The 26720-nt window shown below is 62.8% G+C and carries 28 protein-coding genes; 9 read left to right on the top strand and 19 right to left on the bottom strand.

Annotated elements, in window-relative coordinates:
• Window positions 1-59: 59 nt before the first annotated feature.
• From Q4G20_RS06990 to Q4G20_RS06950, 9 genes are all read right to left on the bottom strand, one after another.
• A complete protein-coding gene (locus Q4G20_RS06990; RefSeq protein ID WP_303342705.1) occupies window positions 60-1793 on the bottom strand; it encodes a gamma-glutamyltransferase family protein in 1734 nt (577 codons plus the stop codon).
• Window positions 1786-2664: an ABC transporter permease gene (locus Q4G20_RS06985; protein WP_303342704.1), complete on the bottom strand. Its 879-nt coding sequence runs from the start codon at window positions 2662-2664 to the stop codon at window positions 1786-1788. Before Q4G20_RS06985 ends, Q4G20_RS06990 begins: the two co-directional genes overlap by 8 nt.
• The gene (locus Q4G20_RS06980) at window positions 2661-3608 is read right to left on the bottom strand and encodes an ABC transporter permease (protein ID WP_303342703.1); all 948 of its coding nucleotides are present in this window, start codon (window positions 3606-3608) and stop codon (window positions 2661-2663) included. Before Q4G20_RS06980 ends, Q4G20_RS06985 begins: the two co-directional genes overlap by 4 nt.
• A gap of 69 nt (window positions 3609-3677) precedes the next feature.
• A complete protein-coding gene (locus Q4G20_RS06975; protein WP_303342702.1) occupies window positions 3678-5192 on the bottom strand; it encodes an ABC transporter substrate-binding protein in 1515 nt (504 codons plus the stop codon).
• A gap of 21 nt (window positions 5193-5213) precedes the next feature.
• A complete protein-coding gene (locus Q4G20_RS06970; RefSeq protein ID WP_303342701.1) occupies window positions 5214-6269 on the bottom strand; it encodes an ABC transporter ATP-binding protein in 1056 nt (351 codons plus the stop codon).
• Complete coding sequence (locus tag Q4G20_RS06965; RefSeq protein WP_303342700.1) at window positions 6266-7279, bottom strand: ABC transporter ATP-binding protein; 1014 nt, start codon at window positions 7277-7279, stop codon at window positions 6266-6268. The genes Q4G20_RS06970 and Q4G20_RS06965 overlap by 4 nt, the downstream gene beginning before the upstream one ends.
• Window positions 7266-7976: a FadR/GntR family transcriptional regulator gene (locus tag Q4G20_RS06960; RefSeq protein WP_303342699.1), complete on the bottom strand. Its 711-nt coding sequence runs from the start codon at window positions 7974-7976 to the stop codon at window positions 7266-7268. The genes Q4G20_RS06965 and Q4G20_RS06960 overlap by 14 nt, the downstream gene beginning before the upstream one ends.
• Window positions 7977-8035: 59 nt before the next feature.
• Window positions 8036-8725 (bottom strand): hypothetical protein, encoded by a 690-nt coding sequence (locus tag Q4G20_RS06955; RefSeq protein WP_303342698.1) that lies wholly within the window; start codon window positions 8723-8725, stop codon window positions 8036-8038.
• Window positions 8725-9705, bottom strand: a complete 981-nt coding sequence (locus tag Q4G20_RS06950) for a glycosyltransferase family A protein (RefSeq protein WP_303342697.1) — start codon at window positions 9703-9705, stop codon at window positions 8725-8727. Before Q4G20_RS06950 ends, Q4G20_RS06955 begins: the two co-directional genes overlap by 1 nt.
• A gap of 144 nt (window positions 9706-9849) precedes the next feature.
• On the opposite strand from Q4G20_RS06950, the gene Q4G20_RS06945 reads away from it, so the two are divergent.
• Window positions 9850-10155 (top strand): DNA-binding protein, encoded by a 306-nt coding sequence (locus Q4G20_RS06945; RefSeq protein WP_303342696.1) that lies wholly within the window; start codon window positions 9850-9852, stop codon window positions 10153-10155.
• A 20-nt stretch (window positions 10156-10175) separates the two neighbouring features.
• Here Q4G20_RS06945 and Q4G20_RS06940 read toward each other — a convergent pair whose 3' ends face one another.
• Window positions 10176-10979, bottom strand: coding sequence for a glycosyltransferase family 25 protein (locus Q4G20_RS06940; RefSeq protein ID WP_303342695.1), 804 nt, complete (start codon window positions 10977-10979; stop codon window positions 10176-10178).
• Window positions 10980-11538: 559 nt separating this feature from the next.
• Window positions 11539-13671, bottom strand: a complete 2133-nt coding sequence (scpA, locus tag Q4G20_RS06935) for a methylmalonyl-CoA mutase (protein ID WP_303342694.1) — start codon at window positions 13669-13671, stop codon at window positions 11539-11541.
• 57 nt (window positions 13672-13728) lie between these two features.
• Between scpA and Q4G20_RS06930 the strand changes: the two genes are divergently transcribed.
• A complete protein-coding gene (locus Q4G20_RS06930; RefSeq protein WP_303342693.1) occupies window positions 13729-14253 on the top strand; it encodes a DUF4174 domain-containing protein in 525 nt (174 codons plus the stop codon).
• Window positions 14254-14463: 210 nt separating this feature from the next.
• Here the strand turns inward: Q4G20_RS06930 and Q4G20_RS06925 are convergent, their stop codons facing one another.
• The 6 genes from Q4G20_RS06925 to Q4G20_RS06900 form a co-directional block, all read right to left on the bottom strand.
• Window positions 14464-16509 (bottom strand): acetyl/propionyl/methylcrotonyl-CoA carboxylase subunit alpha, encoded by a 2046-nt coding sequence (locus Q4G20_RS06925; RefSeq protein WP_303342692.1) that lies wholly within the window; start codon window positions 16507-16509, stop codon window positions 14464-14466.
• Window positions 16510-16604: 95 nt separating this feature from the next.
• A complete protein-coding gene (locus tag Q4G20_RS06920) occupies window positions 16605-16826 on the bottom strand; it encodes a hypothetical protein (RefSeq protein ID WP_303342691.1) in 222 nt (73 codons plus the stop codon).
• A 72-nt stretch (window positions 16827-16898) separates the two neighbouring features.
• Complete coding sequence (locus Q4G20_RS06915; protein WP_303342690.1) at window positions 16899-17138, bottom strand: hypothetical protein; 240 nt, start codon at window positions 17136-17138, stop codon at window positions 16899-16901.
• 127 nt (window positions 17139-17265) lie between these two features.
• A complete protein-coding gene (locus Q4G20_RS06910; protein ID WP_303342689.1) occupies window positions 17266-17670 on the bottom strand; it encodes a hypothetical protein in 405 nt (134 codons plus the stop codon).
• A gap of 63 nt (window positions 17671-17733) precedes the next feature.
• A complete protein-coding gene (locus tag Q4G20_RS06905; protein WP_303342688.1) occupies window positions 17734-17901 on the bottom strand; it encodes a hypothetical protein in 168 nt (55 codons plus the stop codon).
• Between the two features lie 182 nt (window positions 17902-18083).
• Complete coding sequence (locus tag Q4G20_RS06900; protein WP_303342687.1) at window positions 18084-19616, bottom strand: acyl-CoA carboxylase subunit beta; 1533 nt, start codon at window positions 19614-19616, stop codon at window positions 18084-18086.
• A 157-nt stretch (window positions 19617-19773) separates the two neighbouring features.
• On the opposite strand from Q4G20_RS06900, the gene alr reads away from it, so the two are divergent.
• The 4 genes from alr to Q4G20_RS06880 all read left to right on the top strand — a co-directional run bounded on the left by alr (window position 19774) and on the right by Q4G20_RS06880 (window position 23341).
• Window positions 19774-20790, top strand: a complete 1017-nt coding sequence (gene alr / locus Q4G20_RS06895; protein WP_303342891.1) for an alanine racemase — start codon at window positions 19774-19776, stop codon at window positions 20788-20790.
• A 76-nt stretch (window positions 20791-20866) separates the two neighbouring features.
• A complete protein-coding gene (locus Q4G20_RS06890; protein ID WP_303342686.1) occupies window positions 20867-21943 on the top strand; it encodes a PhoH family protein in 1077 nt (358 codons plus the stop codon).
• Window positions 21936-22427 carry an rRNA maturation RNase YbeY gene (gene ybeY / locus Q4G20_RS06885; protein WP_303342685.1) on the top strand — a complete coding sequence of 164 codons (492 nt, stop codon included), beginning with the start codon at window positions 21936-21938 and terminating at the stop codon, window positions 22425-22427. Before Q4G20_RS06890 ends, ybeY begins: the two co-directional genes overlap by 8 nt.
• Window positions 22424-23341, top strand: a complete 918-nt coding sequence (locus Q4G20_RS06880) for a hemolysin family protein (protein WP_303342684.1) — start codon at window positions 22424-22426, stop codon at window positions 23339-23341. The genes ybeY and Q4G20_RS06880 overlap by 4 nt, the downstream gene beginning before the upstream one ends.
• A 127-nt stretch (window positions 23342-23468) precedes the next feature.
• On the opposite strand, the gene Q4G20_RS06875 is transcribed toward Q4G20_RS06880, so the two are convergent.
• Window positions 23469-24254 carry an enoyl-CoA hydratase gene (locus tag Q4G20_RS06875; protein ID WP_303342683.1) on the bottom strand — a complete coding sequence of 262 codons (786 nt, stop codon included), beginning with the start codon at window positions 24252-24254 and terminating at the stop codon, window positions 23469-23471.
• A gap of 56 nt (window positions 24255-24310) precedes the next feature.
• Here Q4G20_RS06875 and Q4G20_RS06870 point away from each other — a divergent pair, with 56 nt between their 5' ends.
• The 3 genes from Q4G20_RS06870 (at window position 24311) to rpsI (ending at window position 25840) form a co-directional block, all read left to right on the top strand.
• Window positions 24311-24730 (top strand): PaaI family thioesterase, encoded by a 420-nt coding sequence (locus Q4G20_RS06870; RefSeq protein WP_303342682.1) that lies wholly within the window; start codon window positions 24311-24313, stop codon window positions 24728-24730.
• Window positions 24731-24884: 154 nt separating this feature from the next.
• Complete coding sequence (rplM, locus tag Q4G20_RS06865) at window positions 24885-25349, top strand: 50S ribosomal protein L13 (protein WP_303342681.1); 465 nt, start codon at window positions 24885-24887, stop codon at window positions 25347-25349.
• Between the two features lie 2 nt (window positions 25350-25351).
• Window positions 25352-25840, top strand: a complete 489-nt coding sequence (gene rpsI / locus Q4G20_RS06860) for a 30S ribosomal protein S9 (RefSeq protein WP_303342680.1) — start codon at window positions 25352-25354, stop codon at window positions 25838-25840.
• A 63-nt stretch (window positions 25841-25903) separates the two neighbouring features.
• Here the strand turns inward: rpsI and Q4G20_RS06855 are convergent, their stop codons facing one another.
• On the bottom strand, window positions 25904-26470 hold the full coding sequence (locus Q4G20_RS06855; protein WP_303342679.1) for a VPLPA-CTERM sorting domain-containing protein: 567 nt from the start codon (window positions 26468-26470) through the stop codon (window positions 25904-25906).
• Window positions 26471-26720 lie beyond the last annotated feature (250 nt).

Here is a 26720-nt window from a genome sequence, read left to right as displayed (position 1 = left end):
TCGCTAACCACAGACCCGACCGGGATCAAGCACCGTGACATTCGCCACGATGCGCCCGATCACACCACAATCGCCCGTGCGTGCGCCGTTCGTGTGGTCGCCGCCGCGGCCATGTTGCCCTGTGCGTCGATGCTGGCGGCGCTGATGCGGCCCAGACCGCCGGCGGGGGCGCAGGTCACGATATGGCCGCGCGCGGTCAGCTCAGTGCGGGTGGCGGCGGGCAGGGTCGCCTCGGCCACCACGCCGCCGGGTTGGCGGGTGCGCGGGTAAAACGATGACGGCATATGCGTGACATGGAACATCGGCGCGTCGGCGGCGGTTTGCAGGTCCAGCCCGTGATGCAGGTGGCGCAGCAGGAACAGCAATTGCCACTGATCTTGTTGATCGCCCCCCGGCGTGCCGCAGGACAGCCTCCGCCCATCCGCGTGCCATGCCAGCGTGGGGGACAGCGTGGTGCGCGGGCGTTTGCCGGGGTGCAGCGCGCCCGGAACGTCGGGATCCAGCCAGAACATTTGCGCGCGGCTGTTCAGGCAAAAGCCCAAGCCCGGCACGATGGGCGAACTTTGCAGCCAGCCGCCGGACGGGGTGGCCGACACGACATTGCCCCATTGGTCGATCACGTCCAGATGCACCGTGTCGCCGCGCGGGGCATCGCCCAGATGCGCCATGGTGGGTTCGTAAACCGCGCCCTCGGGGCGGGACAGACGTTCCAGTGCCGCGCGTTGCGGGTCGCGGCCATCGGGCGCGCCGGGGCGCAGCTCCATATCCGCGCGCGCCCCAATCCGCGCGCGCCGCGCGGCGGCATAGTCGCGCGACAGCAGCGCGGCCATCGGCACATCGGCGAAATCCGGGTCGGCATAAAAGGCGTCGCGGTCGGCCAAGGCCAGCTTTTGCGATTCGATCAGCAGATGCGCGAAATCGGGGCCGTTGGGGTCCATGGCGGCCAGATCATCGCCCGCCAGCATCGCCAGCACCTGCAACAGAACCGGACCCTGACCCCATGGGCCGGTCTTGGCCACGGTCCAGCCGTGATAATCAAAGGTCGTGGGCGTTTCATAATAGGCGGCGTATCCGGCCATGTCATCCGCCGTCAGCACGCCGCGATGTGCGCGCCCGCTGGCATCCATCACCGCCGTGTCCGCGCAAAACCGCCCGATGCGTTCGGCGACAAAGCCGCGATAGAACGCATCGCGCGCCGCCCTGATCCGCGCCTGCCGGTTGTCGCCGGGGCTGGCCGCCAACCGGGCATAGGTCGCGGCCAGATCGGGATTGGTGAACAGTGCCCCGCCCGTCGGCGGCTGCCCGCCCGGCATCCATGTTTCGGCCGAACTGGGCCAGTGGTCGCGGAAAAACCCCGCCAGCCCGGCAATCGCATCGGCGGCGCGGGTCAGGATGGGGTGGCCGTCGCGGGCCAAGGCAATGGCGGGGGCCATCACGTCCGACAGCTCCATCGTGCCGTGATCGTGCAGCAGGCGCATCCAGCCGTCGAACGCGCCGGGAATGACCGTCGCCAGCAGCCCGTCACCGGGGATCAGGTCCAACCCCTGCGCGCGGTAATGGTCGATGGTGGCACCTGCGGGGGCGGGGCCTTGGGCGCACAGAACGCGCGCCCCGCCGTCTTTCCAGAAAATCACGGGCAGATCGCCGCCCGGACCGTTCAGATGCGGTTCCACCACCTGCAACACCAGCCCCGCCGCGACCGCCGCGTCAAAGGCGTTTCCGCCCTGACGCAGCATATCGGCCCCGGTTTCGGTCGCCAGATAATGCGTCGATGCAACCGCACCCTTAGCCATGATCGCGCGGATCCAAAGCGTCGCGCAGCCCGTCACCCATCAGGTTAAAGCCCATCACGACCATGAAAATCGCGGCCCCCGGCCAGATCGCCATATGCGGGGCCTGCGTCAGAAAGTTCTTGGCCGTGGCCAGCATTGACCCCCAGCTGGGCGCGGGCGGCTGTTGGCCCAGCCCGAGGAAGGACAGCGACGCCTCGGCGATGATCGCGGCGGCAATGGTCAGCGTGGCCTGCACGATGATCGGCGGAAACACGTTGGGCAGGATGTAACGCACCATGATCGGCAGATGGCCCAGACCGATGGCGCGGGCGCCTTCGACGTAATCTTCGGTTTTGACAGACAGGACTTGGCCGCGGGTCAGGCGGATGAACACCGGCACCGCCGACAGACCAATCGCGATCATCGCATTGGTCAGCGACGGCCCCAGAAACGCGGCCAGTGCAATCGCCATAATCAGAAACGGCATCGCCAGCAGCGCATCGGTCATCCGCGCGATGATCTGGTCGGTCCAGCCGCCGAAATACCCGGCGACCAGCCCCAACGGCACGCCCACACAGACGGCGATCATGACCGAAATCACCCCCGCCATCAGCGACGCCCGCGCGCCCCAGACCATGCGCGACAGAATATCGCGGCCAATTTCATCGGTGCCGAACCAATGTTCCGAATTCGGCGTCAGGCGGATTTTGCCCCAATCGGTCGCCGCCGGGTCCGGCACCGGCAACAGCGGCGCAATCAGCGCCACCAGCACAAAGAACGCGACAAAGACCGCGCCAACCATAGCGCCACGGTTTTTCTTGAACTTGGCCCAGGCGCGGTTTTTCCGGCGGGGCGCAATATCGGGGGCGGTGTTTACGGTTGCGTCGGTCACAGATTTGCCCTCATGCGCGGGTTCAGCACGACATACAGAACATCGGCCAACAGGTTGATGACGATAAAGGCGGTCGCGGTGACCAGAACCACGCCCTGCACCACGGCATAGTCGCGGTTAAACACGGCATCCACGATCATTTTGCCAAATCCGGGGATGGTGAAAATCTGTTCGGTCAGAACCGCCCCGGCCAGCAATTCGCCAAACATCACCGCCACCAGCGTAATCACCGGCAACAGCGCGTTGCGAAAGGCGTGGCGGCGGATGACGACCTTTTCGCGCAGGCCCTTGGCGCGGGCGGTGCGGACGTAATCGGCCTGCAACACGCCCAGCATCGACGACCGGGTGTGGCGCATCAACTGCCCCGCCAATGCGGTTCCCAGCACGATCGCCGGCATCAGCATGGTTTGGAAACTGCGCACCGGATCAACGAATGGCGATTCATAGCCTGACGCCGGCAACCACCCCAAATTCACAGCAAACAGCAAAATCAGCATGATGCCCAGCCAGAAATTCGGCACCGACAGCCCCGACAGCGCGACGATGTTCACGATGTAATCCCAGATGCTGCCCTTTTTCACGGCGGAAATCACCCCGGCGGGAATCCCCACGATCATGGCGAAAAACAGCGACATCACCGCCAGTTGGATCGTGACGGGCAGTTTTTGCGCAATCAGTTCGGTGACCGGCAGCCCCGTGCGCAGCGATGTTCCCAGATCGCCCCGCAGCACATCGCCCAGCCAATAGCTGTATTGGAAAATCAGCGGGTCATTCAGCCGGTATTGTTCACGCAGCGCGGCCAGCGTTTCGGGGTCACGGTTTTCACCGGCAAGGATCAGGACCGGATCGCCGGGCAGCAGCTTTTGCAGCATAAAGACGAAAATCGACACGATAATCAGCGTCGGAATCGCCACCAGCACCCGGTTCAGGATGTATCGCAGCATGGCGCGGGGTTTCCTTTGGGTTCACAGGGGCCGCCCACAGGGATGCGGGCGGCCCGGTTTCAGATCAGATCAGCCCGACACGCCGCGCAGGCGGATGATGCCGTCGTTATAGGGGACGAAACCTTCGATGCCATTGCGCAGGGTGTAGAACTGGCTCACATGATACAGATAGATCAGCGGCAGATCGTCTTTCAGGATCGCGCGGGTCTGGTCATACAGCGCCTTGCGTTCCGCCGGATCGGCAATGGTGCGGGCCTTTTCCAGCAGCGCGTCGATTTCCGGGTTGGAATATTTGCCGTCATTGTTCGCGCCGGTGGTGTAAACGAACGGGTGAATGTTCGCGTCCGGGTCCACGCGGCCCGACCAGCCTTGCAGCGACAGTTCGAAATTGCCTTCGGCGTTTTGCGCCAGCATGGTGGCAAATTCCGACGACCGCAGGCTGATGTCGATGCCTGCTTCGGCCGCCATGGCCTGAATCACCTGACCGGCCTGCATCGCAATCGGGCTGTTGCCGGTTTGCATTTCGATGGCCAGACGGCCTTCGACGCCCGCTTCGGCCAGCAGAGCCTTGGCCTTTTCAACGTCGCGGCCCGGCACCGGGTCGGTTTCGTCATACCACGGCGACACCGGAGACGCCCATTGATTGCCCGGAACATGCATCCCTTCGAACACGACCTGGTTCAGGGCCTCGCGGTCAATCGCCCATGACAGCGCCTGACGGACCAGCTTATTCGCGCCCAGCGGTTTTTCAGCGCGCGGGCCATTGCCCACGTTCAGCGTGATGCCCTGATAGCCGATGCTGGTCGATTGTTCCAGTTGCAGACGCGAATCGTTGCGGATGGATTCCACATCCGACGGCGCGGTGCGTTCCGAAATATCCAGATCGCCCGCGCGGACGTTTGCCAGACGCACGGTGGTGTCCGGGATCGGCATATAGATCACGCGGTCGTAATGATACTGATCTGCTTCCCAGTAATCGGCGAATTTTTCCAGAACGATGCGGTCGCCTTCGACGCGGTTGGCGAATTTATAGGGGCCGGTGCAGACCGGCGCCGCGCCAAAGGGGCGCCCGCCATCGCTGGCTGCCTCGGCGGCGTCGGGCGAATACATCCGGCCCGCGTGATGCGCCAGCTGCGCCAGCAGCGTGACATCGGGGGCCTTGAGGTGGATGGTCAGTTCGTGTTCGCCGGTTGCCTCCAGCGATTCAACCGAGGCCAGTTCGGCCTTACGACGCGATTCGGTCAGCGACAGGTTGCGTTCCAGAACGCGCTTGGCCGAATCGGCGTTAAAGGGCGTGCCGTCATGGTGAACGACGCCTTGGCGCAGCTGCATGACCAAAGCCATGCCGTCATCCGACCACGCCCATTCGGTCGCCAGTTCCGGGATGATCTGCATGTCGGTGTCGGTGTTCACCAGACGGTTGCACAGCGATTCATAGACCATCGACGACACAAAGGTCCGCGACTGCGCCGGGTCCAGCGTGTCGGGATCTTCGTTGATGCCGATGCGAAGATCGGCGGCCATCGCCATGCCGCTGATGGCGGTCGCGCCCAGCAGCGTGGTGACAAAGGTGGTGATTTTCATTCTTCTCTCCCTGTTTAGAAGTCAGTTGGCGCTGTGTTCACGATACAGCGCAAAGCGCGCCTCGGCCGCGGGGCTGCGGCTGCGGGTCAGCTCTGCCGCCGGGGTCAGCGGCGGCAGGTCGCGCCAATGGTGGCAGGCGGTTTGATGCGCGCCATCATCCAGAACGGGCCGTTCGCGCGCGCACAGATCGGTGGCGTGCGGACAGCGGGTGTGGAATTTGCACCCCGCAGGCGGGTTTGCGGGTGACGGAATATCGCCGCCCAGATGCGCAATTTCCCCGCGCGCGCCGGGCATCGGCACCGGAATGGCCGACAACAGCGCGCGGGTATAGGGGTGGCGGGGGCTGGTATACAAATCTTCGGTCGCGGCCAGTTCGACCACCTCGCCCAGATACATCACGGCCACGCGGTCGGCCATGTGGCGGATTACGGCCAGATCATGCGCAATGACGATCAGGGTCAGGCCGAAATCGTCTTTCAGATCTTCCAGCAGGTTGACGATCTGCGCCTGAACCGACACGTCAAGCGCGGATACGGGTTCATCGCCAATCAGCAGTTTCGGCCCCGCAGCCAGTGCGCGCGCCACGCAGATACGCTGACGCTGACCGCCGGAAAATTCATGCGGGTAACGGTCGGCATGGTCGGGGCGCAGGCCCACCTTGGTCAGCAGATCGGCGACCTTGGCGCGGCGATCTTTGCGCGACAGATTGGTATGAACGGTCAGGGGTTCGCCCACGATCGCCTCGACCGTCATACGGGGGTTGAGCGACGAAAACGGGTCCTGAAAAATGAACTGCATTTCGGCCCGCAGCTTGCGCATATCGGCAGGCGGCAGGTCGGTCAGTTCCCGCCCGTCATAGGTGATGCTGCCATCCGTCGGGTCCAACAGCCGCAACAACAGCCGCGCCAGCGTGGATTTCCCGCAGCCCGATTCCCCCACAATTGCAAAGGTTTCGCCGCGTTTCACATCAATCGACACGCCATTGACCGCGTGAATGATGGTCGGATTGCCGAACAGCCCGCCGCCGGTGTTGAACCGTTTCTGAACGTCGCGGGTGGACAGGATTACGTCGGTCATGCGGCACCTTTGGCAAATGTGGTTTCCAGCGGGGCCTTGATGCAGGCGACGCTGTGGCCGGGGGCGATTTCGGTTTCCGGCGGGCGGCCCGCGTCACATTCGCGCCCGGCAAAGGGGCAGCGCGTGGCAAAGCGGCAGCCGGGCGGCATCCCTTCGGGGACGGGGACCGATCCGGGAATGGTCATCAGACGCGACCCGCCCTGACCACGCCCCGCCAGTGCCGGCATCGACCCCATCAGGCCCAGCGTATAGGGATGCTGCGGATCGTTGAAAATCGCATCGACCGGCCCGCTTTCGACGACGCGGCCCGCATACATCACCGTCACATCGTCCGCGATTTCGGCCACCACGCCCAGATCATGCGTGATCATCAGCATCGCCGCGCCGGTTTCCGCCAACAGATCGCGCATCAGGTCCAGAATCTGCGCCTGAATGGTCACGTCAAGCGCCGTGGTCGGTTCATCCGCGATCAGCAGTGCCGGATCATTGGCCAGAGCCATGGCGATCATCACCCGCTGACGCATCCCGCCCGACAATTGATGCGGGTAATCATCCATGCGCTTTTCGGCGGCGGGCATCCGCACCAGTTTGAACATGTCCAAGGCGCGGGCGCGGGCTTCGCGGTCGGAACAGCCACGGTGACGGCGCACGGCCTCGGCCACCTGTTCGCCGATGGTAAAGACCGGGTTCAGGCTGGTCATCGGTTCCTGAAAGATCATCGCCATCTGGTTGCCGCGCAGCGACTCCATCTGTTCGGTGGAATGGTTGATGATGTTTTCGCCGCGAAACAGCACCTGACCATTCGTCACGGTCGCAGCCTTTTTCGGCAGCAAACCCATGGTCGCCAGCGATGTGACCGATTTTCCGCAGCCCGATTCGCCGACCAAGGCCATGGTGCGCCCCGGCTGGATCGACAGGCTGACATGGTCGATCAGATCAATCGGCTGACCGCGAAAGCGGATCGACAAATCGCGCAGTTCCAGCGTGGGGGTGGCATCAGTCGGCGTCATGGCCGGTCGTCTCCTCGTGGCTGTGGCGCAGAAAGTTCTGCATCAGATCATCAAGATGGTCGCGCATGGCCCGTGCGGCGGCGGCGGCGTCGTGACGGTGCAGCGCCTCCGACACGGCGCGCAGACCGGGCAGGGCGCTGCCCGCGCGCAGGCGGGTGCGGTGCCGCGTCTGGCGAATGGCGTCGTCATGGCGCCATGCGTTGATTTTATCAAACAGCGCCAGCAACAGCGGGTTGCCTGTGGCGCGCGCAATTTCGCGGTGAATTTCGCTGTCCCAGCGGTCGGCATCGTCAATATCGCTGGCCTGTTCCAGCCCGGCCAGTCCGGTTTCAATCCGCCGCAACTGATCGGGCGTGGCGCGCAGCGCGGCCAGACGGGCCAGTGTGGGTTCCAGGGTGATCCGCGCTTCGATCACATGCAGCAGGTTGCCGGGGGCGGCGCTGATCGGCGCTCCGCGCGGCGCGGGCGGCGGGCCGGTAAAGGTGCCAGCCCCCTGACGCCGCCACACCCGGCCTTCGGATTCCAACACATCAAGCGCGCCCCGGATCGCGCGGCGGCTGATGCCCAGTTCGGCGGACAGATCGCGTTCGGTCGGCAGGCGCATCCCCGGCGCATCCAACAAATCGCGCAAATGGGCCAAGGCAGTGGCCTGATCGGGGTCGTCCTGCCCCACAGCTATGCGCGAACCATTCGTCATTGGTTCAGGCATAGGTCCGAGCTGCGAATTATGCAACCCTTGTTTGCAGAAAATGCATATCAGGCATCGGGGTGGTCGTCACGCCGGGCGGCGATCTCGGCCCGCAATTGGCGAATATCGCGTTGTAACAGGGCCATAGCGGCCATGACCTCGGCCGGTCCCAGCCGGTTTTGCTGCCCGGTCAGGACGCGCCACAGCCGCCGGATCCGGTCGCGCAGCGCCGCCGCGATTCGCGCCGCCGTCGCGCGGGGGCCAGCATGGCGCAGATGATGCCGCCCGCGTTGCCACAAAGACGCCGCCCCGGTGCGGTGATTCGGCGGCGTGGGCGGCGCGTCCGGGACCACGACCACCCGCCGCGCGTTCAGCAGCGCCGCGATGTGGAAGCGTTCGGCATCCTCGGCCTCCGTCACCCGGTCGCGGCGATAAATCGCGCGGCACGGCGCAGCGATCAGGCAGTGCAGCGTCGCGCCGGTGATCGCCTTGCGCGTCAGGATCGCGGGCAGGTGTCGCGCGTCATCGGGGCTAAGGCTGATCGCAATATCGGCGTCCGCATCCGTCGCTGCGCGCCACAGCCGGTCCAGATCATCGGGCGCAAAGCTGATATAATCGCCGGTGGCCGCAAGGATCGCGCTGCACATGTCCGGCGGGCCATCGGTTGCGCCGATGGTGATAATGTCCAGATCGTGCAGGGTCTGCATAGTGGCCGGGCGCAGGTCGTCCGGCGGGGTGATGATGGAAACGGTGGGCATCAGCGGGTGTCCAGCAAATCAAGGCTTAGGCGGGCGGCGATATCCGGGGCGGTTTGGGTTTTCATCCGCATCAGATCCTCGATCCATAACCGCCCGATCAGGTCGCGGTAGCGGGTCTCAAACTCGGGCAGGGCCGCCGCGTCCAGCCGAGGCCGCGCCCACCGGACCAGCACATCCACCAGCCCCCAGAAATGATGCGCATAGCGCGCGCGGTCGTGGCTGTGGTCCAGAAAATCGCAGGTTTCGATCAGCGCGTCAAACATCTGCACCCGTTCAGGGCCGAAACGGTTGGTCAGATTCGCTCCGCCGTCATGGACGATATGGGTGCAGATCACCTGATCCGCCACCAAAATACGCCGCGCGCCCATCAGCGTCTGCCAATGCCCCAGAATGTCGTTATTCACCCGCGTTTTGCCAAAACGCAGCCCCGCCTGCCGGAAATGCGCGGTTCGGATCAGCTTGTTCCACGGATAGTTGGTCAGCCCCAGCACCTCGGGCATCTGGTCCAGCGTGCCGGTGGCATGGGGCTGGCCGTTCAGGATGGCGTGAAAAATCCTCTGATCCGCCAAGCCCATAGCGGTAAAGCCGTCCCCCGCCCCCCGGTCATAGCGATAGGCCAACACCGCCGCGTCAATCGCCGTATCGGCGTCCATCATCGCGATCACCGGGGCCAGCACATCATCGTGCAGCCGGTCATCGGCATCAAAGAACAGCGTGTATCGCCCCTGCGCCTGCGGCCAGCCCAAATTGCGCGCGTGACCCGCGCCGCGATTTTCAGGCAAGGCCAGCCCGATGACGTTTGGAGGTTCGGCCATCCGCGCAATGTCCGCCCCGCTGCCATCGGTCGATGCGTCATCAATCAGGATCACCTGCACCCGCAGATCGCGCCGCGTGGTCAGCCCATCGACCAACCCGGCCAGATGCGGGCGGGCGTTGTGGACGGGGACAATGACGGTCAGGTCAAACGGCACATTCGGCATCGCAGATCACATTTTTCCCGCAGGTTAGGGGGCTTGGTCTTCACGCACAAGTCAGCCGAAAAGCGGCGCTTTTATTTGACTTTGTAACAAAAATGCGACATCATGCCGCAGGGGATAGGGAGAAGCCCCTGGGAGGACGGAAAGATGAAATCTGGAAATTCCTCGACCGGGCGGGCTTTGGACGATCCCGGTTCGGATGGTTCCCCCCGGACCGCGAAAGTGCTGCAAAAACGGGCATTTGTTGACCGTGTGGTGGCCGAGACCGGGATTCCGCGCGGTCAGGCTTTGCCGGTTATCGACGCGACGCTGGCGCAATTGGGGCTGGCCATGGCGCAGGGGATGACGCTGGCGGTGCCGCCTTTGGGACGCGCCCGCGTCACGATTGATCACAGCGACGACGGTAACGATGTTGTGACCATGCGGCTGCGTCGGCCTCGGGCCAAGGGGTGAGGTGTCGCCCCTGCATGGGGTCACGTCCGGTCCTGAAATCCGTGCCGCAAAATCTGTGCGCGCCCCGTGGCCAGCATCGCGATTTGACGCGGCCAGCCGGATGCCTCGGCCAAGGCGCGGCGCGCGCTGATGATGCGGCGTTCGCGGGCGGTTGTGGTCGGGCTGCTGGGCCAGACATCCGACGCCGAGTCGCCGCCCTGACGCAGCAAGCCCGGCGACACCAGATGCGGACGCATCGCCCGCCAGACCGGCGACAGCGTGTCGTTAAACAGGAAATGGTCAATCGGAATGGTAATGCGCCCGGCATGGCCCAGCCCGATTTTCGCCCCCTGCGCGGAAATCAAATAGCCGCCGGTTCCCGTATGGCGCGACAGCATCTGATAGAGCCGCCGCCCCGCCACCGGCAGGTCGGTTGACGCGCGCGCGACCAGCAGCTTGGACTGGCTGCGATTGGAATATTTTTCGATTTTTATCAGATGCGTGTGATCCGGCCACCAGCCGTCATCGCGCAAAAGACCCGCCAGATCGGCGGCCAGAACCGCGTCGTCTTCCAAAATCAGGCCGCAGGGCGCGCCGCTGTCAATCAGCGCCTGCCATGCGCGCAGATGGCTGATGGTGCAGGCGCGCGCGCCCGGTCCCAGCGGGCCGATCCACCCCCGATCCGGGCCAGCCTGCGCCAGTTCGTCCGCGCTCATCTGCGCGCCCCAGGCGGCGGGCAGGCGGTTCCAGCGCAGGCCCATGCCGTCCAGCTGCGCGCCAATCGCCGCCAGCCGGTCGCTGCGATGGTCCAGATTAATGACCCAAATCGGGATGTTGTTGGCCATGTTGTCCCCTTTTTAGGGGTTATGTAGCAGGGACGCCGGGGGTTGTCTGCATATTGCGCGTTGTTTGGGTGGAGAGGCAGGGGGCGTTCCGCCCCCTCTGGGCCGATGGCCCATTCACCCCCTGAGGATATTTCGGCACAGAAGATAACTCGCGGCGGCGCAGATGGCCAGTTCGGCGGTGAATGTCCAATCGGTGACAAAGGACAGAATCCAATGACGGCGCGTGGCGGGGACGGTCAGGGCGGTGAACAGGTGGTCGCTGAGGGGGCACAGCTACATCACCCGCCCGTCCGGGTGTTCGGCGTCAGGTGTCGGAAAATGGCCGCGAAAAAGGTGGCGGCGGGTGCAAGCCAGCGACGGCGGGTGGCGGCGATCAGGGGGAGGATCGCGATAACCGCCCAGATCGGCGGTATGTGCGGAGGCAATACGGCGGGAGTGGATCGTGCTGTTTGCAAAGGTGAACCGGATTCCATCCAGATCAGGGTGGTGGCACCGATATACGCCGTCGGTATGACCGGGCCGCGCGATTGATGCGCGCGGCCCGGCAGATAGCAGCAGCTTAGCCGCGCGCTTCGCGGATCAGGCGCAGGATGTCGGCGGCGGCGGCGGGGATGTTCGTGCCGGGGCCAAAGATCGCTTTGACGCCCGCGCCACGCAGATATTCGTAATCCTGCTGCGGGATCACGCCGCCGCAGATGACCAGAATATCGTCCGCGCCTTGGGCCTTGAGCGCCTCGATCAGTTTCGGGGCCAGCGTTTTGTGACCCGCGGCCTGCGAGCTGATGCCGACGACATGCACATCGTTGTCGATGGCGTCCTGCGCGGCTTCTTCTGGCGTTTGGAACAGCGGGCCGACATCCACGTCAAAGCCAATATCGGCGAAGGCCGTGGCGATGACCTTGGCGCCGCGGTCGTGGCCGTCCTGACCCATTTTCACCACCAGCATACGCGGGCGGCGGCCTTCGGTTTCGGCAAAGGATTCCACATCGCGTTGAATTTGCGCGAAACCTTCGTCGCCTTCATAGGCCGCGCCGTAAACGCCGGCGAGGGTTTTTACCTCGGCCCGGTGGCGGCCGAACTGGTCTTCCATGGCCATGCTGATTTCCCCAACGGTTGCGCGGGCGCGGGCGGCCTCGACCGCGGCTTCCAGCAGGTTGCCGCCTTCGCGGGCGCGGCGCGTGACCTCGGCCAGTGCGGCCTGACATGCGGCGTCGTCGCGGGTTTTGCGGATGCGGTCCAGACGCGCGATTTGCGATTCGCGCACGGCCATGTTGTCGATGTCCAGAATGTCGATCGGGTCTTCTTTGTCTTTGCGGTATTTGTTGACGCCGACGATGACCTCTTCGCCGCGGTCGATCATGGCCTGACGACGCGCCGCCGTTTCTTCGATCCGCAGTTTCGGCATACCGGTGGCGACGGCCTTGGTCATGCCGCCCAGATCCTCGACCTCTTGGATCAGCGCCCAAGCCTGTTCGGCCAGCTGTGCGGTCAGGGTTTCGATGTAATACGACCCGGCCAGAGGATCGACGACATTCGTAATGCCGGTTTCTTCTTGCAGGATCAGCTGCGTGTTGCGCGCGATGCGGGCGCTGAAATCGGTGGGCAGGGCGATCGCTTCGTCCAGTGCGTTCGTGTGCAGCGACTGCGTGCCGCCAAGCGCCGCCGACATGGCTTCGTAGGCGGTGCGGATCACGTTGTTATAGGGATCCTGTTCCTGCAACGACACGCCTGAGGTTTGGCAATGCGTCCGCAGCATCAAACTGCTGTCTTTTTTCGGGTTAAATTCGGACATAATGCGATGCCACAGCAAACGCGCCGCCCGCAATTTCGCGATTTCCATAAAGAAATTCATGCCAATCGCGAAAAAGAACGACAAACGGCCCGCGAATTTATCCACATCCATGCCCGCCTGCAGCGCCGCGCGGACATATTCGCGCCCATCGGCCAAAGTATAGGCCAATTCCTGCACCAGATTGGCACCGGCTTCTTGCATGTGATAGCCAGAAATCGAAATGCTGTTGAATTTCGGCATTTCGTTCGAGGTATATTCGATAATATCCGCGATAATCCGCATGGAAGGTTCGGGCGGATAAATATAGGTGTTCCGCACCATAAATTCTTTCAGAATGTCATTCTGAATGGTGCCGGACAGAACGCTGCGGTCATGGCCCTGTTCTTCGCCGGTGACGATAAAATTGGCCAGAATGGGAATAACCGCGCCATTCATGGTCATGCTGACCGACACCTGATCCAGCGGGATGCCGTCGAACAGGATCTTCATATCCTCGACCGAATCAATCGCCACACCGGCTTTGCCGACATCGCCCACCACGCGGGGGTGGTCGCTGTCGTAACCGCGATGCGTCGCCAGATCGAAGGCCACGGACACACCCTGCTGACCGGCGGCCAAAGCGCGGCGATAGAAGGCGTTTGATTCCTCGGCCGTGGAAAAGCCCGCATATTGGCGGATGGTCCATGGGCGGCCCGCATACATGGTTGCGCGGGGGCCGCGGGTGAAGGGCGCGATGCCGGGCAGGCTGCCCAGATGGTCAAGCCCCGCCGTGTCAGCCTCGGTATACAGAGGCTTAACCTCGATCCCTTCCAGCGTTTGCCAGTTCAGGCTGTCGGGGCTGCGGCCGCGCAGTTCTTTTTCGGCCAGCGTTTGCCAGTCTTGAAGTGTGGGTTTTGTCATGATCCATCCTTTCGCATGGCGGGTCTTGCCCTATATTCTAACCAAGACGAGGTGCCGATGAAGTTGAAATATGTGATTTTCGTGATGGCCTTGGCCGCGATGGGTCCGGCGCGGGATGCGCCGCCGCCCGATACCGATGTGGTGCGCAATCCGGCGCGGTTGCCGCCGGTCAGCGCGCCGGTGCCGACCGCGCCCGACGCCACCACCAGCCTGTCGCGCCATCTGGACGCGACCGAGGCGCGGCCCGGCGATTTCCTGTGGAACGCGCGTCCCGTTGTGGTGTTCGCCGACACGCCTGACGATCCGGCATTCACCGAACAAATGCGCGCATTGCAGCGCGATGCGGCGGCATTGGCCGCGCGCGATGTCGTGGTCATCACCGACACCGACCCGGCGGCAGATAGCCTGTGGCGGCAACAGCTGCGCCCGCGCGGGTTTTCGCTGGTCGTGATCGACAAAGACGGGCAGGTGAAAATCCGCAGACCCTCGCCATGGGACGCGCGCGAAATTGGGCGCGCGATTGACCGGCTGCCCTTGCGACGGCAGGAAATCGGGCGCGGGTCGGTGTTGCCGCTGCGGTGACGGCTGTGGGTTTGTGGTTTGGTGAGATCACGCACCCGGCTTTGCCCCGCACACCATCCTGACGTCAGCAACCCACCCCGTAGGGCCTGTTGTGCAGGTGGTGAAAGAGAGGCGTCAAGCGGGGGCATGTTACCACGGGTCATTTGGGGCCGGACCCCAAGGATGCGTTCCGGGACATCCGAACGCATGGCCCAAGGGGTCCGGCGCAGATCATTCAAACTCAATAATCACGTCATCGACGCGCAGGCTTTGGCCCGGTTCGGCGTTGACCGATTTGACGACGGCTTTTTTCTCGGCGCGCAGGATGTTTTCCATCTTCATCGCTTCGACCGTGGCGAGGGCCTGGCCTTCCTGCACCTCATCGCCCACGGCGACGTTGATTTTCACCACCAGCCCCGGCATCGGACATAGCAGGAATTTCGAGGTGTCGGGTGCCTCTTTCTCCGGCATCAGACGGGCCAGTTCGGCGGCGCGGGGGCGGCGGACATGGACGCGCAGATCGGCGCCGCGCGTGCGCAGGCGATAACCGGCGGGGATGCGATCCACCTTCAGCACCAGCGGCGCGCCGTCCACGACCAGACGGGCCAGCGACTGACCGGGCAACCAATCGCTTTCGACGCGCAGGGTATCGTCGCCGATGCGGACGGTGGAACCCTGTTTGTCGGCGTCGATATGGACGGGAACTTCGCGGTCGCCGATGAACACGACCCAGTTTTTCCCGACTTTGCGTTCGTGATTGTCCAGACGCCCGGTGATGCGGGTGCGGCGGATTTCGGCCACGCGGTGCATCGCGGCGGCGGCGGCGGCCACGCGGTTGATTTCGTCATCGGGCAGCGTCGCGCCGGTGAAGCCGTCGGGGTATTCCTCGGCGATGAAGGCGGTCGTGATGTCGCCCGACACGAATTTCGGGTGATCCATCACGGCGGACAGGAAGGGCAGGTTGTGGCCGATGCCTTCGACTTCGAATTCGTCCAGGGCGGTGCGCATCGCCTCGATCGCCTGCGCGCGGTCGGGCGCCCAGGTGCAAAGTTTCGCGATCATCGGGTCATAGAACATGCTGATTTCGCCGCCGTCATAGACACCGGTATCGTTGCGCACGGCCACATCGCCGGTCGGCGCGTCATCGGCCAGCCATTTGCCATTGGTCAGCATCGGCCCGGCGGCCACCTCGGTCGGAGGGGCATAGCGGGTCAGACGCCCGATGGAGGGCAGGAAGTTGCGATACGGATCTTCGGCATAAAGACGGCTTTCGATGGCCCAGCCGTTGATGGTCAGATCGTCCTGCGTAAAGGGCAAGGGCTCGCCCGCCGCCACGCGGATCATCTGTTCGACCAGATCAACCCCGGTGATCAGTTCGGTGACGGGGTGTTCCACCTGCAAACGGGTGTTCATTTCAAGGAAATAGAAATTCTTATCCCCATCGACGATAAATTCCACCGTCCCGGCGCTTGCATAGCCCACGGCCTTGGCCAAAGCGACCGCCTGTTCGCCCATGGCGCGGCGCGTTTCGGCGTCGAGGAAGGGGCTGGGTGCCTCTTCGATCACCTTTTGGTTGCGGCGCTGAATCGAACATTCGCGTTCGTGCAGATACACCGCATTGCCGTGTTTGTCGGCCAGCACCTGAATTTCGATATGGCGGGGCTGAGTCACGAATTTTTCAATGAAAATACGGTCATCGCCAAAGCTGTTGGCGGCTTCGTTTTTCGACGATTCGAACCCTTCGCGCGCCTCTTGGGCGTTCCACGCGATCCGCATCCCCTTGCCGCCGCCGCCTGCGGATGCCTTGATCATGACCGGATAGCCGATTTCGTCGCTGATTTTCACCGCTTCTTCGGCGTCCGCGATCAGGCCCATATAGCCCGGAACGGTGGACACGCCGGCTTCGGCGGCGATTTTTTTCGACGTGATTTTATCGCCCATGGATTCAATCGCGGGGCTGGGGGGGCCGACGAAAATAACGCCATCTTTTTCCAGTGCCGCGGCGAAATCCATGCGTTCGGACAGGAAACCATAGCCGGGATGGACGGCCTCGGCCCCGGTTTGGCGGATGGCGTCCATGATTTTGTCGATCACGATATAGGACTGGTTCGCCGGGGGCGGGCCGATATGCACGGCTTCGTCCGCCATTTTGACATGCAGCGCGTTGCGGTCAGCGTCGGAATAGACCGCGACCGTCTGGATGCCCAATTTCCGGGCCGTTTTAATAACGCGACAGGCAATTTCGCCACGATTGGCGATCAGGATTTTCTTAAACATAGGTTCCCCCGGCGGCTGGACATGGAAAAGCCGTCCGCGCCGCAAAGGCCCGGACGGCTGAATAGGATAACCGCGCAGACCGCGCGATCAGGTGATTATTGGCACAGGCGAACGTCGTCGCACAGCGCGCCTGCGGCACCACCGATTGCGGCCGCGCGCAGGCGGTCGCCGCCGCTTTTGCCGCGAACGGATTGGATGGTGTAGCCCGCAGCCGCGCCGATGATGGCGCGGTCGGCGTCGGTCGGCGTGATGTTTTGGGTGCAACCCGACAGCGCGGTTGCGCCGATGATTGCGGAAATGGCGATGAATTTCGACATGTCAGTGGTCCTTTGTTCGTGATGCGATAACGCGAGGACAGGCGGCAAAGTTCACCGCCCGCCCGGTCACGATCAGTAACGACGCTGGCAGACGCTGAAATCGTCGCACAGTGCGCCTGCGGTTGCGCCAACGGCTGCGCCGGTTGCAACATTTTCGCCCAGAGCTTTGGCGACAACCGCGCCTGCGACCGCACCACCGGCTGCGCGCTGCGCGTCGGGCGACAGGCCAGTTTGCATGTTCGGATCACATGCGGCCAGACCCAGAACCAAGGCTGCAACGCCACCGGCGCGAAGAATGAATGTGTTCTGCATGATACACTGCCTTTTTGAATGGCCCGGTTGCGGGCCGGTTGTTGATCGGCGGTCATTATTGCATGGACTGCCGCCACGTCAAACTGACATGCCTGTGATTTCAACACATTCGGCAGCATCGCGCGCATCAGTAATCGTCCTCATCATCCCAATCTTCGGCGTCCCAATCAAATTCGGGCGGCGAATCTTCGACGAACAGGGCGGGAAATGACGATTCAGCGGCGGCCATATCGACCTGAAACAACTGGTCGTAATCGGCGGGGTCGTAATCGCCGACGGGCTTCACTTCGCGCCCGATCAGCCATGACAGACGGCCCGCATCCAGATTGCCGCGCACAAAGGGTTCGTCGCCAAACATCGTGATCAGCGCGGACAGGAAACCTTCGTCGGCGCGTTTGTCGGCGGCTTTGCGGTCGCGGAACCGTTCGCGGCGCGCAATGGGGGTCGCGCCCTTTTTGCGGTTTTCGCGGCGGATGGTGAATTGATAATCGGTGCCGGGCAGGCGGCTGGGAAAACCGCGATGTTTCAGCATGATGCGCCCCCCGTCTGGGGGCGGGATGCGCGCGGACGGCGTGGCCCGCGCGCGTCATTCAGATCAGCCGAATTTGCCGCGATAGACGGGTTCGGTCGTGACGGGGTTAACCGGAACGACGGGCTGTTGAACGGTGGCCGGTGCGGTCGGCACGAAAACATCGGGCTGCTGACGCTGACAGGCCGCGAAGGCCGACACCAAAACCAGACCAAGGACGATCTTTTTCGACATGTGAATATGCTCCTGTTGTGCGGGCGTTTTGCCCGACTGCTCGGTATGGCCGCATATGCGGTCATGTGCGGCATCATACTGCGCGCCGCCTGTAACAGACAGGCGGGGGCGCGCAGATCCGCGCCCCCCTGTGGCGCGGCTGCATCATTCACGCAGTTGTGCATCGCGATCATTGCCGACCCTTACAACGGGATATTGTCGTGTTTTTTCCACGGGTTCGACAGCCGCTTGCTCCGCAGGCTGGCAAAGGCGCGGGCCACGCGCTTGCGGGTGCTGCGGGGCTGGATCACCTCGTCGATGAAACCCTTTTCGGCGGCGACAAAGGGATTGGCAAAGCGATCTTCGTAATCCTTGGTCCGGGCGGCGATTTTGTCGGGATCGCCCAGTTCGTTGCGATACAGAATCTCGACCGCGCCTTTCGCGCCCATCACCGCGATTTCAGCGGTCGGCCAGGCATAGTTGAAATCGCCGCGCAGATGCTTCGACGCCATCACGTCATAGGCCCCGCCATAGGCTTTGCGCGTGATCACCGTGACTTTTGGCACCGTCGCCTCGCCATAGGCGAACAGCAGTTTCGCGCCGTGTTTGATGACGCCGCCATATTCCTGACTGGTCCCCGGCAGAAAGCCCGGCACGTCCACGAAGGTCAGGATCGGAATTTCAAACGCATCGCAGAACCGGACGAAACGCGCGGCTTTGCGGCTGGAATCAATGTCCAGACAGCCCGCCAGAACCATCGGCTGGTTCGCCACGACGCCCACGGTCTGACCTTCGATGCGGATAAAGCCGATGATGATATTGCCGGCGTAATCGCGCTGAACTTCGTAAAAATCGCCCTCATCCGCGACCTTCACGATCAGTTCCTTCATGTCATAGGGCTGGTTCGGGTTGTCGGGAATCAGCGTGTCCAGCGATGCTTCGATCCGGGCGGGGTCGTCAAAGAACGGACGCGTCGGTGCCTTTTCGCGGTTGTTCAGCGGCAGGAAATCGAACAGGCGGCGAATCTCGGTCAGGGCTTCGACATCGTTTTCAAACGCGCCATCCGCGACCGACGATTTTTTCGTATGCGTGCTGGCGCCGCCCAGCTGTTCGGCGGTCACGACTTCGTTCGTGACGGTTTTCACAACATCCGGGCCGGTCACGAACATATAGGACGTGTCTTTGACCATGAAGATAAAGTCGGTCATGGCGGGGCTGTAAACCGCGCCACCCGCGCATGGCCCCATGATCACGCTGATCTGCGGAATGACGCCCGACGCCATGATGTTGCGTTGAAACACATCGGCATAACCCGCAAGCGAGGCCACGCCTTCCTGAATGCGCGCGCCGCCCGAATCGTTCAGGCCGATGACCGGCGCGCCATTTTGCATCGCCATGTCCATGATTTTGCAGATTTTCTGCGCGTGCGTTTCGGACAAAGACCCGCCGAACACGGTGAAATCCTGACTGAACACATAGACCATGCGGCCGTTGATGGTTCCCCAGCCGGTCACCACGCCGTCGCCTGCGGGGCGGTCTGCCTCCATCCCGAAATCGGTGCTGCGATGCGCCACGAACATGTCGAATTCTTCGAAACTGCCTTCGTCCAGCAGCAGGTCGATGCGTTCGCGTGCGGTCAGTTTGCCGCGGGCGTGTTGGGCGTCGATCCGGCGCTGACCGCCGCCAAGACGGGCGATTTCGCGGCGACGCTCAAGCTCTTCGTGGATGTCTTTCATGGCTGGCCCCTTTGTCTGGTTGCCGCACGCTAAACATGAATACAGCCAAAGCAAAGCGGATTCGGGGGAATTTGCAAAATACGCCACCGGACAGATCGGCAAACTGCAAATACGCAAACCACTTGACGCGGGGCAGGGGTGGGGGCAATCCAGTGTTATGGTTTTGCAGATTGATCTTGGGGCCGTTGTGGCCAATTGGCAAGCACTGGCGGCGCAAGCGCCCCATGCCCGCGCGGCTGCGGTCGTTAAGGCCAATGGCTATGGTCTGGACGCCACCCGCGTCGCGCCCGCGCTGTATAACGCCGGGGCGCGCGATTTTTTCGTCGCGCTTGCATCTGAAGGTCGCGCCCTGCGCCCGCATCTGCCCGATGACGCACAGATCAATGTGTTGTCGGGGCATATGCTGGGGCAGGAACTGGCCGGGCTGGTCCCGGTTCTGAACAGCCCCGAACAGTTTTTTCGCGACCGCGCGATGCGTCCGGGCCTGCCCTTTGCCATTCAGTTGGACAGCGGCATGAACCGTCTGGGGATGGAGCCCGCCGAATGGGCCGCCATCCGGGCCGAGGTGCTGGCCGCGCGCCCGTCTTTCATCATGTCGCATCTGGCCTGTGCGGATGAACCCGACCACCCGATGAACGCCGCGCAACTGGCCGCGTTTCGCGATATGACCGACGGTGTGGATGTTCCGCGTTCGCTGGCGGCAACCGGCGGCACGCTGCTGGGGCCGGATTACCATTTCGACATGATCCGCCCCGGAGTGGGTCTCTATGGCGGGATGCCCTTTGCTGATGCCACGCCGGTGGTGCGGCTGTCGCTGCCGGTGATTCAGGTCCGCGACGTGGCCCCCGGTGAAATCGTGGGCTATTCCGCGACATGGACCGCCGCGCGGCCCAGCCGGATTGCGACGGTGGCGGCGGGCTATGCCGATGGGATTTTGCGGTCGCTGTCGTCCAGCGGCGCGCCGATGTTTGCAAACGGCACCGCCTGCCCGATTGTGGGGCGCGTGTCGATGGACCTGATTACGGTGGATGTCACCGATCTGGACCATGTGCCGGATGCGCTTGACCTGATTTGCCCCGAACAACCGATTGATAAGGTGGCGGATTTCGCCGGAACGATCGGGTATGAAATCCTGACCTCGCTGGGGGCGCGTTATCCTCGGACCTATTTGTGACAGTGGCGCGTTGGGGTCTTGTGCGAATCCCCGCGCCTTGTAACCATAGACGCAAATACCCTTGCAGGAGAATGCCGTGGGTCTGACCCCGACGCCCCCGACCGCCGCCCCCGCCGCCGAAACGCTGTTGGAGTTTCCCGATAACCGGCTGTTGATTGATCTGTGCGGCGCGAATGACCGCCACCTTGCCCGGATCGAAGAAGCTCTGGGCGTCCACATCCTGCGCCGTGGCAATCAACTGGCCGTGGTCGGCACCCCCGAATCGCAGGCCGAGGCGGCGGGCGTGTTGCAGGGTCTCTATGCGCGTCTGGAACAGAACCGCCCGGTGACGATGGCCGAGGTGGACGCCGCCCTGCGCATGGGCATTGAACCCGCAGGCGATCCCGACCCGGCGGAACAGTTGGAGATGTTCAGCCAGGGCAATTACGAACTGCGCACCCGGAAAAAATCGGTCGAACCGCGCACTGACGCGCAAAAGGCCTATGTCCGCGCGCTGTTTCAGAACGAATTGTCGTTCGGCATTGGGCCAGCCGGGACGGGGAAAACCTATCTGGCGGTTGCCGTGGGCGTCACCATGCTGATCGGCGGGCATGTCGATAAGATCATCCTGTCCCGCCCCGCAGTTGAAGCGGGCGAGCGTCTGGGCTTTCTGCCCGGCGACATGAAGGATAAGGTCGATCCCTATATGCAGCCGCTCTATGACGCGCTGAACGATTTCCTGCCCGGCAAGCAGATGCAAAAGCTGATGGAGGAAAAGCGCATCGAAATTGCGCCCTTGGCCTTTATGCGCGGGCGCACCTTGTCGCGCGCCTTTGTCGTGCTGGACGAAGCGCAGAACGCCACCAGTATGCAGATGAAGATGTTCCTGACCCGCCTTGGCGAAGGGTCGCGCATGGTCATCACCGGCGACCGCACCCAGATTGACCTGCCGCGCGGGATGCAGTCGGGCTTGGTGGACGCCGAACGGATCCTTGACGGGGTGCCGGGGATCAGCTTCAGCTATTTCACCGCCGACGATGTGGTGCGTCACCCGCTTGTCGCGCGCATCATCAAGGCCTATGACGCCGAAGAAGCCGCAGCCCTTGCCCGCGGCGTAACAGAGGAACCGCGCGGTCAATACGTCCCCCGCCGCGCCATGCGCAACGATGCCTGAGATCACCACCGATTGCGTCATCGAGGATGACCGATGGACCGCAGCCAATCTGGAACAGCTGGCCGAATCCGCCGTCACCGCCACGCTGAACTGGCATAAGATCGGCGGCGAGGTGGTCGTGATGGGCTGCGACGACGCCCGCATCGCCGCGCTGAACGCCGATTTTCGCGGCAAGCCGCGCGCGACGAATGTGTTGTCATGGCCTGCGGTTGAACATGCCGACCACGCCCCCGGCGCGCGCCCCGATCTGCCCGACACCGACGAACTGGGCGATATTGCGATTGCGTATGACACGTGTGAGGCAGAGTCGGATGCGCAGCGCAAACCTTTCGCCCATCACGTCACGCATCTGCTGGTTCATGCCACGCTGCATCTGTTGGGCTATGACCACCTGAACGACGCGGACGCGGAACGGATGGAAACGACCGAACGGGCGATTCTACAAACGCTTGATATTCCTGACCCTTACGAGGATGACCGATGAACGACGACCGATTACCCATGCCGCAGCCGGACGAACTGCCTGCGACCCCGGCCGATGGAACGGCGGGCGAAGGCCGTGATCTGCCCGGCGCGCGCGGATTTTTCGGGCGCTTTTTCGGCGCGTTGACCGGCGGCGAAGGCGGCGATGACGCCGCATCGGACGCGCCGACCGCGCCGGGTCTGGTCAATCTGCGGCGGATGCGGGTTGACGATGTGGCCATCCCCAAGGTCGAAATCATCGCCGCGCCTCTGACCGTGACGCTGGATGATCTGGTCGAAATGTTCCGCGAACACGGCTTTTCCCGCATCCCGGTGTTTCGCGGCACGCTGGACAGCCCGCTTGGCATGATCCACCTGAAGGATCTGGCGCTGAAACATGGGTTCGGCACGGGCGGCAAATTCACTCTGCGCCCGATGCTGCGCCCGGTTCTGTATGTGCCGCCGTCCATGCCCATTGGCGTGCTGTTGCAGCAGATGCAGCAAAAACGCATCCATATGGCACTGGTCATTGATGAATATGGCGGCGTTGACGGGCTGGTCACCATCGAAGACCTGATCGAACAGGTCATCGGCGAGATCGAGGACGAACATGACGAAGTCGAAGGCGGCATGTGGGTGCGCGAAAAGCCGGGGCAATGGCTGATCCAGGCCCGCGCCGATCTGGCCGAGGTCGAGGCCGAAACCGGCCTGCGTCTGGCCACCGATGACGAAGGCGAAGAAATCGACACTCTGGGCGGGTTGATTTTCATGCTGACCGGCCGCGTCCCTTTGCGCGGCGAGGTCATCACCCATGAAAGCGGCGCCGAGTTCGAGGTGATCGAGGCCGACCCCCGCCGCATAAAACGCATCCGCCTGCGTGCGCCGGTGGATGGCCGGGTTGCTGCGGTTGCGCCGACTGAGCCGTCGGGGGAATAAAGGGGAGCGCCGGGGGCCAGCCCCCCAGCCTGCCCACGGGGGGCAGGCGTTCGACGGGGAAAAGGTCCACTGGACCTTTTCCTGATCCGTCTCACCCCGGGATATTTTCGCACAGAAGATAGAGGCCTCACCCCCAATTCGGCGGGCGTTTTTCCAGAAAGGCCGTGATGCCTTCGTCGGTGTCGGGGTTCATGATGTTGTCGCACATCGCTGTGCCTGCGTGGTCGTAAGCCCCAGCCAGACCCAGCCGCAACTGATCGTAAAAGGCGCGTTTGCCCAGCCGGATCGCGGCGGGCAGTTTCGATGCGATGGTTTCGGCAAGTGCGGTTGTATCGGCGGCCAGCGTCTCTGGTGCGCTCACGCGGTTGATCAGGCCCAGTTCGGCGGCGCGTTCGGCGGTGATGAACGCGCCCGTGGTTAACATTTCAAACGCGGCGCGTGGGGGGATGGCGCGGGTCAGCGCGACCATGGGGGTTGAACAAAACAGCCCGATATTCACGCCGTTCACCCCGAACCGCGTGCCAGTCGCCGCAACCGCCATGTCGCAACTGGCCACCAATTGACAGCCCGCCGCCGTGGCGATGCCATGCACCTGCGCGATGACCGGCTGGGGCAGGGCGGGGATCATCTGCATCATCTTTGCGCATTTGGCGAACAGGTCGGCAAAGCCCGCGCGGCCTCGGTCCGGGGCGGCTCGTTTCGCCTGCATTTCGCGCAGATCATGCCCGGCGCAAAAGGCGCGACCCGCGCCGGACAGCACCACCACGCGGATACGGTCATCGCCACCAATCCGCGTCAGCGCCGCTGTCAGCGCGTCGATCATCGCATCCGACAGCGCGTTGAAATTGCCGGGGCTGTTCAGCACCAGCCGCGCAATGGCGCCATCGGTTTCGTGAAGTAACAGATCGTCCATCTTGCAATCCCCCCTGATTGCCGCAAGCCTAGGCTGGAATCGCCAAGGGGGAAAGCATGACGATCATCATGGACGCATCCGCGCTGAACGACTTTCTGGCGCGAGACTTTCCGCAGACGGCAGGGCAATTTGTGGTTCAGGCCGTCAATGACGCCCTGTTAACCATGCGGATGCCGGTCGATGATCGCAATCTGCGTCCCGGCGGCACGGTCAGCGGGCCGTCGATGTTTGCTTTGGCCGATGTGGCGGTTTACTGCGCCGTGCTGGCGCGGATCGGGCCGGTGGCCTTGGCCGTGACCACAAATGCCAGCATTGATTTTATGCGCAAACCCACAGCCGGGCGCGACCTGATCGCGGAATGTCGTCTGTTAAAGCTGGGGCGGCTGCTGGCCGTGGGGGATGTGCTGATCTGGTCCCAAGGCGATGATCAGCCGGTGGCGCGGGCCTCGATGACCTATGCGATTCCGCCGAAATGACGGGTTTTCGGGTGGTTCCGACGTGGTATTTTAATACCTAATTTGTAACATATTGAAATTGCGTGAATAAACCAGCGTGATGACGCTTGACGTGGCGCACACAATTTCAGATACACCGCCATCTCGAATTATTACGCCCTGAAAGGGACGACCAATGAAAACCTATTCCGCTAAACCGGCGGACATCGAGAAGAAATGGATCCTGATCGACGCCGAGGGCGTGGTTCTGGGCCGTCTTGCTACGATCGTCGCCAACCGCCTGCGCGGCAAGCATAAACCGACCTTCACCCCCCACATGGATATGGGTGACAATGTCATCATCATCAACGCCGACAAGGTGCAGATGACCGGCAACAAGCGCGATGACAAGCGTTACTACTGGCACACCGGCCACCCGGGCGGCATCAAGCACCGCACCGCGCGCCAAGTGCTGGAAGGCGCACATCCCGAGCGTGTCGTCATCAAAGCGGTCGAGCGTATGATCTCGCGCAACAAACTGGGCAAACAGCAGATGACCAATCTGCGCGTCTATGCCGGTGCCGAACATCCGCACGAAGCACAGCAGCCCGAAGTTCTGGACGTCAAAGTCCTGAACGCCAAAAACACCCGGAGCGCGTGATCATGGCCGACGACATCAAAACCTTGGACGATCTGAAATCGGCCGTTTCCGGCACTGCTGCCGTGGCTGACGCTCCGGCGAAACGCGAAGCACAGCGCGACGAACAGGGCCGCAGCTATGCGACCGGGAAACGCAAAGACGCCGTGGCCCGCGTGTGGGTGAAGCCCGGTTCGGGCAAAGTCACCGTGAACGGCAAAGACATCGACACCTATTTCGCGCGTCCGGTGCTGCAAATGATCCTGCGCCAGCCGTTCGAAGTGGCCGGCGTTGTTGGTCAGTATGACGTTGTGGCCACCGTCAAAGGCGGCGGCCTGTCGGGCCAGGCTGGCGCGGTCAAGCACGGCATCAGCCAGGCACTGCAACTGCACGAACCCAGCCTGCGCGCCGCGCTGAAGGCTGCGGGCTTCCTGACCCGCGACAGCCGCGTTGTCGAACGGAAGAAATACGGTAAGGCCAAGGCCCGCCGCAGCTTCCAGTTCAGCAAACGCTGATCTGTCGATCTGGAAAATGGAAAACGCGGCCTTTCGGGGCCGCGTTTTTGTTTGTGTGGGGCGTCAGGATTTGCGGCGACGCGCAATCGCCGCCGCCGCGCCAAAGCCCGACAGCAGCATCAGCCCCGCCGCAGGCAGCGGGACGGGCGCGGGCGTGATCGTCACATCGGCATAGCTGACGCCGTTGCGATACATGGATGACGTATCCACAAAGGTCAGCGAATCGAACAGGCCGTCAAAGCGCACCTGAAACGGCGTGCTGGCCAAACCTGTGCCTTCGAAAAACTGGCTGGTGATGGTCGCGCCACGATAGAGCGCGGAGATGGTCACCCGTTCCTGGCTTTGCAGGCCGTGGACCCACAGGCTGGCCGCAATAAAATCGCTGTCGAAATCGATGCGCCCGCTGCCGGCGCAGCTGTTGATCGAATCAATGAAACAGAAATCGCCCGCCATGCTGCCGGTGATTCCATCGACGGATACGCGCACCCCTTTGCCTTCGGCGATCAGTGTCGCGCCGGGTGTTGCTACGACGGCGCCCAAAGGTGCGGTAAGATCCGAAAAATCCAGAGTTGCCGACAGGGCCGGGCTGGCCGCCACGGCCAGAATCGCAGAAAAAACCAGATGACGCATTGGAACCTCTCTAACAGTGATTAGGAAAGGTTAATTGGGCTGCGTGACAGGTGTGTGACATGGGGTGTGTCTTGCTGTGATTCTGTCATGATTCTGTTGTTTTGTGGTGTTAGTTTTGTTTTGTGACGTTTGGGCCTGTTTTGGCGTGTGGGAAAAACGCGTTGTTTATCAGCGTGTTGGTTGATTTTTGTGTGTCTGCGTCATTTTTCTCTTGCGGTGTTTGTTTCTGGGTCCTAGATACGCCTTCACC

The sequence above is a fragment of the Paracoccus sp. (in: a-proteobacteria) genome, assembly GCF_030538495.1.
Taxonomy (GTDB): domain Bacteria; phylum Pseudomonadota; class Alphaproteobacteria; order Rhodobacterales; family Rhodobacteraceae; genus Paracoccus.
The sequence above is the reverse complement of the archived record's forward strand: the minus strand, read 5'-3'. Positions and strand labels throughout refer to the sequence as shown.

Excerpts from the sequence above, each read along its gene's own strand:
- Q4G20_RS06990 (WP_303342705.1), bottom strand. The coding sequence starts at position 1,793 with ATGGCTAAGGGTGCGGTTGCATCGACGCATTATCTGGCGACCGAAACC.
- Q4G20_RS06980 (WP_303342703.1), bottom strand. The coding sequence starts at position 3,608 with ATGCTGCGATACATCCTGAACCGGGTGCTGGTGGCGATTCCGACGCTG.
- Q4G20_RS06975 (WP_303342702.1), bottom strand. The coding sequence starts at position 5,192 with ATGAAAATCACCACCTTTGTCACCACGCTGCTGGGCGCGACCGCCATC.
- Q4G20_RS06970 (WP_303342701.1), bottom strand. The coding sequence starts at position 6,269 with ATGACCGACGTAATCCTGTCCACCCGCGACGTTCAGAAACGGTTCAAC.
- Q4G20_RS06965 (WP_303342700.1), bottom strand. The coding sequence starts at position 7,279 with ATGACGCCGACTGATGCCACCCCCACGCTGGAACTGCGCGATTTGTCG.
- Q4G20_RS06960 (WP_303342699.1), bottom strand. The coding sequence starts at position 7,976 with ATGACGAATGGTTCGCGCATAGCTGTGGGGCAGGACGACCCCGATCAG.
- Q4G20_RS06955 (WP_303342698.1), bottom strand. The coding sequence starts at position 8,725 with ATGCCCACCGTTTCCATCATCACCCCGCCGGACGACCTGCGCCCGGCC.
- Q4G20_RS06950 (WP_303342697.1), bottom strand. The coding sequence starts at position 9,705 with ATGCCGAATGTGCCGTTTGACCTGACCGTCATTGTCCCCGTCCACAAC.
- Q4G20_RS06945 (WP_303342696.1), top strand. The coding sequence starts at position 9,850 with ATGAAATCTGGAAATTCCTCGACCGGGCGGGCTTTGGACGATCCCGGT.
- Q4G20_RS06940 (WP_303342695.1), bottom strand. The coding sequence starts at position 10,979 with ATGGCCAACAACATCCCGATTTGGGTCATTAATCTGGACCATCGCAGC.
- scpA (WP_303342694.1), bottom strand. The coding sequence starts at position 13,671 with ATGACAAAACCCACACTTCAAGACTGGCAAACGCTGGCCGAAAAAGAA.
- Q4G20_RS06930 (WP_303342693.1), top strand. The coding sequence starts at position 13,729 with ATGAAGTTGAAATATGTGATTTTCGTGATGGCCTTGGCCGCGATGGGT.
- Q4G20_RS06925 (WP_303342692.1), bottom strand. The coding sequence starts at position 16,509 with ATGTTTAAGAAAATCCTGATCGCCAATCGTGGCGAAATTGCCTGTCGC.
- Q4G20_RS06920 (WP_303342691.1), bottom strand. The coding sequence starts at position 16,826 with ATGTCGAAATTCATCGCCATTTCCGCAATCATCGGCGCAACCGCGCTG.
- Q4G20_RS06915 (WP_303342690.1), bottom strand. The coding sequence starts at position 17,138 with ATGCAGAACACATTCATTCTTCGCGCCGGTGGCGTTGCAGCCTTGGTT.
- Q4G20_RS06910 (WP_303342689.1), bottom strand. The coding sequence starts at position 17,670 with ATGCTGAAACATCGCGGTTTTCCCAGCCGCCTGCCCGGCACCGATTAT.
- Q4G20_RS06905 (WP_303342688.1), bottom strand. The coding sequence starts at position 17,901 with ATGTCGAAAAAGATCGTCCTTGGTCTGGTTTTGGTGTCGGCCTTCGCG.
- Q4G20_RS06900 (WP_303342687.1), bottom strand. The coding sequence starts at position 19,616 with ATGAAAGACATCCACGAAGAGCTTGAGCGTCGCCGCGAAATCGCCCGT.
- alr (WP_303342891.1), top strand. The coding sequence starts at position 19,774 with ATGGTTTTGCAGATTGATCTTGGGGCCGTTGTGGCCAATTGGCAAGCA.
- ybeY (WP_303342685.1), top strand. The coding sequence starts at position 21,936 with ATGCCTGAGATCACCACCGATTGCGTCATCGAGGATGACCGATGGACC.
- Q4G20_RS06880 (WP_303342684.1), top strand. The coding sequence starts at position 22,424 with ATGAACGACGACCGATTACCCATGCCGCAGCCGGACGAACTGCCTGCG.
- Q4G20_RS06875 (WP_303342683.1), bottom strand. The coding sequence starts at position 24,254 with ATGGACGATCTGTTACTTCACGAAACCGATGGCGCCATTGCGCGGCTG.
- Q4G20_RS06870 (WP_303342682.1), top strand. The coding sequence starts at position 24,311 with ATGACGATCATCATGGACGCATCCGCGCTGAACGACTTTCTGGCGCGA.
- rplM (WP_303342681.1), top strand. The coding sequence starts at position 24,885 with ATGAAAACCTATTCCGCTAAACCGGCGGACATCGAGAAGAAATGGATC.
- rpsI (WP_303342680.1), top strand. The coding sequence starts at position 25,352 with ATGGCCGACGACATCAAAACCTTGGACGATCTGAAATCGGCCGTTTCC.
- Q4G20_RS06855 (WP_303342679.1), bottom strand. The coding sequence starts at position 26,470 with ATGCGTCATCTGGTTTTTTCTGCGATTCTGGCCGTGGCGGCCAGCCCG.